Here is a 6,437-nt window from a genome sequence, read left to right as displayed (position 1 = left end):
GCATTTCGCCCGTTCGTGCGTCCGCGAGCTTCCCCCACGCGGGTTCTCTCCCCCACGCCCCCCTCCTTCCCCTCGCGAGCGGGCGAAATGCCCGGCTTCGTCCGCAGGGCGACTCGGGTATTTCGCCCGTTCGCGCGGTCGGCTCACGGTCGGCCGGAGCGGTGCGGCAGGCGGGGTGGAAGCGACGACCTGGAGGCGCGGGGGCGGCCTGCCGGGGTCGCGGCGAGCCTCCAGGCGGTCGCCTGCGGTGCTCGCGGCTCACGTGGCCGACGAGCGGGCGGAACATCCGGGGGTGTCCGCAGGGCGACCGCGACATTTCGCCCGCTCGGCTGGACGCCGGCGTGCGAAGGCGCAACCGGGGCGCCGCCGTCGGCGAGCGGGCGGAACACCACCGTCCGTCCGCCGGGTGACACGGCATTTCGCCCGCTCGCGGTGACGAAGCGGAGCCGGGTGGGATCGGTGCGGCAGACGGGGTGGAAGCGACAGCCTGGAGGCGCGGGGCGGCCTGCCGGGGTCGCGATGAGCCTCCAGGCGGTCGCCTGCACCGCATGCGGCTCACGTCCTGGACGAGCGGGCAGAACATCCGGGTGCGTCCGCAGGGCGACCGCGGCATTTCGCCCGCTCGCGGATCGGACGCGCGGATCGGCCTCGCGGAACTCACGGAACGGGCGGAACGCGCGGAACTCGCGGAACGGGCGACCGAGCACGACCGAGCACGGGCGAGCACGCGCGGGCGCGGTCAGCGCGGGCGCAACGGCACGTACGGGAGGCACGCAGCGCGGGAATAGGATCGAGGACATGGCAACCGCGAATGACCGCCTCGTCTGGATCGACTGCGAGATGACCGGCCTCGACCTCGAGGTCGACGAACTCGTCGAGGTGGCCGTGGTCATCACCGACTTCGACCTCGAGCCCGTGCACCCCGGATTCGACATCGTCATCAAGCCGGACCAGTCGGCGCTCGACAACATGAACGAGTTCGTGACGAACATGCACGTCACCTCGGGGCTCATCGAGGAGATCCCGAACGGCGTGAGCCTGGCGGACGCCGAGTACCAGGTGCTCGAGTACATCCTCCAGCACGTCCCCGCCGAGGGCTCCGCCCCACTGGCCGGCAACACCATCGGCACCGACCGCGCGTTCCTGTCGAAGTACATGCCGCGGGTCGACGGGCACCTGCACTACCGCAGCGTCGACGTGTCGAGCATCAAGGAGCTCTGCCGCCGCTGGTTCCCCCGCGTGTACTTCAACGCGCCGGAGAAGCACGGTGGGCACCGGGCCCTCGCGGACATCCTCGAGTCGATCCGGGAGCTCGAGTACTACCGCCGCGCCGGCTTCGTCGCCGAGCCCGGCCCGAGCACGGACGACGTACGCGCCGTGCAGGCCGACGTCGTGGCGAAGTGGGAGTCACGGCTGGCGCAGCCCGCGGCCGAGTAGCGACACGGGTGGTCCGCGCCCCGTCCCGCATGTACTACTATTGAGTGGTCGCGCCGGTCAGCCGGTTCGAACATGGTGGATATAGCTCAGTTGGTAGAGCGCCTGGTTGTGGTCTAGGAGGTCGCGGGTTCGAGACCCGTTATTCACCCCGGTCGAGGGAGAGTCCTGTTGCGTGTGGCGCAACCGGGGCTCTCCCTCCGTGTTTGTCTGGGCACCTCCGGCGCCGTGCGGCTTCGCCGCGAGTGGTCAGCCGCGAGTGGTCAGCGCGGTGTGGGACGATCCCTGCGTGATGGAGATGTCCGCCGAAGCGTTCGAGCAACTCGTGACCGACGAACTCGACCTGCTACCCGACGAGATGGTCGACGGGCTCGACAACGTGGTGTTCGTCGTCGAGGACGAACCCGAGAACGGCGAAGAGCTGTTCGGCGTGTACGACGGCATCGCGGCCACCGAGCGCGGGCAGTACGGCTTCGGCGAGCTGCCCGACCGCATCGTGGTGTTCCGGAAGCAGCACCTCGCCGAGTGCGACACCGTCGAGGAGCTCAAGGACGAGGTGCACACCACCCTCGTGCACGAGATCGGCCACTTCTACGGCATCGACGACGAGCGGCTGCACGAGCTCGGCTGGGCGTAGCGAACCGAGTCTCGGCCAGCCGGACAGCACGCGGGCATCGGCGCCCACGAACTGTCCGCAGGGCCGAGACTCGGCACCACCCCCGAGCCGCCGCGCCCCTCAGAACCGGGTCGGCCCCACCTCGTGGTACTTCTCCCACGCTCCCACCGGCCCCCGCCCGTGCAGCGCGTACTCCCCCACCATCCGCTCCTTGTAGACCGCCGGGTTGTGCGACGCCACCACCCGGGCGTTCCGCCAGTGCCGGTCCAGCGCACGCGTCCGCTCGGCCGCGGACGCCCCGCCGACCTCGAACAGCTCGGACGCCGACCGCATCACCCGCGACCCGATCTCGATCTGCGCCTGGTACACGGCGTTCTCGGCAGCGTCGAGCACCACGCGGTCGACGCCGACCCCGGGCTCGTTCGTGGCGACGACCCCGTCGAGCAGTCCCGCGGCGGTGACGACGAGTGACCGGGCGGTGAACGCCCCGGCCGACAGTCGCCCGAGCACCGCCAGCACCTGCGGGTCCTCCCCCGGCACGGCCGCGTTGGCGTGGATGTAGGTGCGGGTCCGTGGTCGCACGAAGGCCACGGCGTCGTCGGACACCGCCTGCCCGATCCCGGCGAGGACCGCCAGCAGGTACAGCTGGTAGAAGGCCTGGATGTGCGACAGCGGGGCGTCCCGGTACGCCGACACCACCGAAGGGTCGACCGACACCCCGTCGAACACGGTGGTGCCGGACGCGGTCAACCGCTGCCCGAACCCGTCCCAGTCGTCGATGCTCCTGACGCCCGGTGCGGAGGCGTCGACGGCGAACGTCACGCGCTCCCCGTCGCGGTCCGCCGCCAGGTAGATCCAATCCGCGTAGAGCGTGCCGGTCGAGTAGAACTTCCGCCCGTCGAGGCGGAGGGAATCACCAGCAGGCGTCACCGTCGTCGAGATGTCAGCCAGGGTCGTCCCGGTCCGCTCCGAGGTCGCGTTCCCGACGATCGCGCCGCCGACGATCCGGTCGAGCCACTCGTCGCGTGACGCGGAGTGCGGCCGCAGCAGCACCAGTTCGGTGTACCCGAAGTGTCCGCGCCACAGGTGCGCGATGTTCGAGTCCGCCGCCGCCAGGTCCGCCACCAGGTGCGCGAGTTCGACCAGCGTCACCCCGAAGCCGCCGCGGTCCTCCGGCACGCGCAGCCGCCCGAACCCCGCGTCGGCGAGCGCCCGGACCTCGGCGTGCGGCAGCGGCCGGTCGCCGGGCCTCCCGGACGCGAGCTCACGCTCGACCGCGCCGTCGCGGATGGTGGCGAACACGGGCGCGAAGCGTTCGCGCAGGGTCGCCAGACGGTCGGCCGGGAGGCCCGTCACGGCTCCGTCGGTCGTCGTCGCCGGCGTCACGCGGGCACCTCCACCGCACGGGTCGCGTCGTCCGGGACGGTCGCCGGCGCGGTGGCGCCAGAGCCCCCCGAGAACGCCCCGCGCCACCGCCTGGCCGGGTGCGATCCCGGCAGCTGTGCGTGACCGAAGAGCTTCTCACGCAGGGTCCCCTCGCGGTACTCGGACTGCATCAGCCCGCGCTCCTGCAGGGTCGGCGCGATGTGGTCGACGAACTCCTCGTACGAGCCGGGCAGCGTCCAGTTGATGACGTTGACGCCGTCGACGCCCACGCGCTGCCAGCCGGCGAGCTCGTCGGCGATCTGCTCCGGCGTCCCGACGACCCGGGCGCGGAGCTTGGCGGACAGCCGGGCGAGGTCGGCGATGGTCGGTTCGCGGTCCCCGGCGGCCTCGCGGAGCCACTGCAGGTGCGACTGCCCGGCGTGGGTGCGGACCTCGGACAGCGGGGTGTCCGGGTCGAGGGCCTCCCCGGTGTCGGGGTCGAAGCCGAGGTTCGAGTGCACCAGGAACCCGTCGGCGGCCAGGTACTCGTCGATCTCCGCTTCCTTGGCCTTCGCCTCGGCCTCGGTGGAGCCGGTGACGAAGGTCAGGCCGAGGAAGAACGCGATGTCGTCCCGCTGCCGGCCGGCGGCCTCAGCCAGGTCGCGGGTCTCGCGGATGAGCTGTTCGGTGGCGTCCCGGTTCGAGGTCAGGATGAACTGCGCCTCGGCGTTCCGTGCGGCGAAGGCACGGCCGGCCGGCGACGACCCGGCCTGGAACAGCACCGGGGTCCGCTGCAGCGACGGCGCCGACAGGTGCGGACCCTGCACGTCGTAGCGCTTGCCGTGGTGGTCGATGCGATGCACCCTGTCGGGGTCGGCGTAGCCACGGACGGGGTCCTTCAGCACGGCGCCGTCCTCCCACGAGCCCTCCCAGAGCTTCGCGCAGACCTCGAGGTACTCCTCGGCCCAGACGTAGCGCTCGTCGTGCTCCTCGAGCCGGTCGGCCCCGAAGTTCCGGGCGGCGCTGTCGAGGGCGCTCGTGACGACGTTCCAGCCGATGCGGCCCCGGGTGATGTGGTCGAGCGTGGAGACCTTGCGGGCGAAGTCGAACGGGTGCGCCTGGATGACGCTCGAGGTGAACGCGAGCCCGAGGTGCTCGGTCGACACGGCGAGCGCGGACAGCAGCACGGAGGGGTCGTTCGAGGGGATCTGCAGCCCCTCGCGCAGGTTGGTCGAGTAGTCGCCGCGACCGGGGCCGTAGGTACCGACGACGTCGGCGAAGAACATCGCGTCGAACTTGCCGCGCTCGAGGGTCCTCGCCAGGTCGGTCCACAGCGTCACGTCGTCGAAGTCCACCTGCCGGGCGTCGGGGTGCCGCCACAGGCCGTGCTGGATGTGCGAGGTCGTGTTCATGACGAAGGCCGCGAAGCGCAGCGGGCGGTTCGGTGCATCGCTCATGCGTCCCATCGTGGTAGGCGGGCACCGCCCGACGACAGCGACGTGACCTCCCGTTACGCGCGGTGTTCCCCGCGGCCCTGGACGCGACCATGCTCCTGAGGCATGCCGAGCCAGACCACCGTCACCGCGCCTCCAGGCCGTCCCGCCGCACCGTCGACCACCGCGACCCGTCGTCGGGTCGCCCTCGCGTCGTTCGTCGGGACGACCGTCGAGTACTACGACTTCTACCTCTACGCGACGGCCTCGGCGCTGGTGTTCGCACCGACGTTCTTCCCGTCCGTGACGCCGGCCGTCGGGGTCATCGCGTCGTTCGCGACCTACGGCGTCGGGTTCGTGGCGCGGCCGCTCGGCGGCGTGATCGCCGGCCACCTGGGCGACCGGATCGGGCGGAAGAAGCTGCTCGTCGCGTCGCTGGTGCTGATGGGCATCGCGTCCACGCTGATCGGGGTGATCCCGTCCGCCGCGACCATCGGAGTCGGTGCCGTCGTGGCGCTCGTGTTCCTGCGGTTGCTGCAGGGCGTCGCGGCCGGTGCCGAGTGGGGTGGCTCGGCGCTGCTGTCCGTCGAGCACGCGCCGGAGCGGCACCGGGGGCTGTTCGGGGCGTTCACGCAGATGGGGTCGGCCGGTGGGATGCTCCTGGCGACCGGGGTCTTCACGCTCGTGCGGTCGCTGCTCGGCACCGAGGCGTTCCTGGCCTGGGGCTGGCGGCTGCCGTTCCTGTTCTCGGCGGTGATCGTGGCGGTCGGGCTCGTCATCCGACTCGGCGTGCAGGACGCCCCGGTGTTCCAGGAGCTGCGCGCCTCGGGTGGGGTCGAACGGTTCCCGGTGTGGCAGGCGATCCGGCAGCACCCGCGGTCGATCCTGGTGACGGCGGGCCTGCGCCTCGTGCAGCCGGCGCTGTACTCGATCCTGACGACGTACTCGCTGACCTACCTCGGCAACGTGCGCGGACCGGAGGGCTCGGACGCCGGGCTGCAGGCCGTGCTCGTGATCTCGGCGGTGTCGCTCGTGTCGACGCCGTTCTGGGGGTGGCTGTCGGACCGGGTCGGGCGGCGGGTGCTGACGATCTGGTCGGCGGTGGGCATCGCGGTGCTCATCTGGCCGTTCTTCGCGTTCCTCGACGCCGGGCCGCTCGTGCTGCTGCCGCTCGTGGCGCTGATCGGGATGTGCGTGTTCCACGACAGCATCTACGGGCCGCAGGCGGCGTGGTTCGCCGAGCAGTTCCCGACCGGGCGGCGGTACTCGGGGATGTCGCTCGGGTACCAGATCGGGTCGATCTTCTCGGTGGGGCTGACACCGCTGCTGGCCGCGGTGTTCGTGCAGCTCGGGGGCGGGTCGCCGTGGATCCTGTGCGGGTACCTCGGGGTGTACGCGGTGCTGACGATCGTGGCGGCGGTGTTCGCGGTGGATCCGCGGGCGGTGGCGCGGCGGGAGGCGCGTGCGGGCGCGGGGGTGGGCGCGGGGGCTGACGTTTCGCGCTGAGCGACAGTTCTCGCCTTCCGGAGGCCGTGAGGTGTCGCTGAGCGCGAATCCTCGGGTCGCGGCGAGCCGCGCGCGGGCCCACG

General features: G+C 71.7%; 5 protein-coding genes and 1 tRNA gene. 4 read left to right on the top strand and 2 right to left on the bottom strand.

Annotation, left to right across the window (positions count from 1 at the left end):
• The first annotated feature begins 798 nt into the window (after positions 1 to 798).
• The 3 genes from orn (at position 799) to DEJ27_RS16905 (ending at position 2,071) form a co-directional block, all read left to right on the top strand.
• Complete coding sequence (gene orn / locus DEJ27_RS16915) at positions 799 to 1,437, top strand: oligoribonuclease (protein ID WP_111091505.1); 639 nt, start codon at positions 799 to 801, stop codon at positions 1,435 to 1,437.
• A 75-nt stretch (positions 1,438 to 1,512) separates the two neighbouring features.
• A tRNA-His gene (locus tag DEJ27_RS16910) sits at positions 1,513 to 1,585 on the top strand.
• Between the two features lie 141 nt (positions 1,586 to 1,726).
• Entirely contained in the window at positions 1,727 to 2,071 is a 345-nt protein-coding gene (locus DEJ27_RS16905) for a metallopeptidase family protein (protein ID WP_017886056.1), read from the top strand.
• A 99-nt stretch (positions 2,072 to 2,170) separates the two neighbouring features.
• On the opposite strand, the gene DEJ27_RS16900 is transcribed toward DEJ27_RS16905, so the two are convergent.
• Together DEJ27_RS16900 and DEJ27_RS16895 are read right to left on the bottom strand one after the other, a co-directional pair.
• Entirely contained in the window at positions 2,171 to 3,406 is a 1,236-nt protein-coding gene (locus DEJ27_RS16900) for an acyl-CoA dehydrogenase family protein (RefSeq protein WP_258369808.1), read from the bottom strand.
• A 26-nt stretch (positions 3,407 to 3,432) separates the two neighbouring features.
• Positions 3,433 to 4,872 carry an LLM class flavin-dependent oxidoreductase gene (locus DEJ27_RS16895; RefSeq protein ID WP_111091504.1) on the bottom strand — a complete coding sequence of 480 codons (1,440 nt, stop codon included), beginning with the start codon at positions 4,870 to 4,872 and terminating at the stop codon, positions 3,433 to 3,435.
• Positions 4,873 to 4,974: 102 nt separating this feature from the next.
• Between DEJ27_RS16895 and DEJ27_RS16890 the strand changes: the two genes are divergently transcribed.
• Entirely contained in the window at positions 4,975 to 6,354 is a 1,380-nt protein-coding gene (locus tag DEJ27_RS16890) for an MFS transporter (RefSeq protein WP_111091503.1), read from the top strand.
• Positions 6,355 to 6,437 lie beyond the last annotated feature (83 nt).

This window comes from Curtobacterium sp. MCPF17_018, assembly GCF_003234135.1.
Taxonomy (GTDB): domain Bacteria; phylum Actinomycetota; class Actinomycetes; order Actinomycetales; family Microbacteriaceae; genus Curtobacterium; species Curtobacterium flaccumfaciens.
This window is presented reverse-complemented; position numbering and strand designations above follow the sequence as displayed.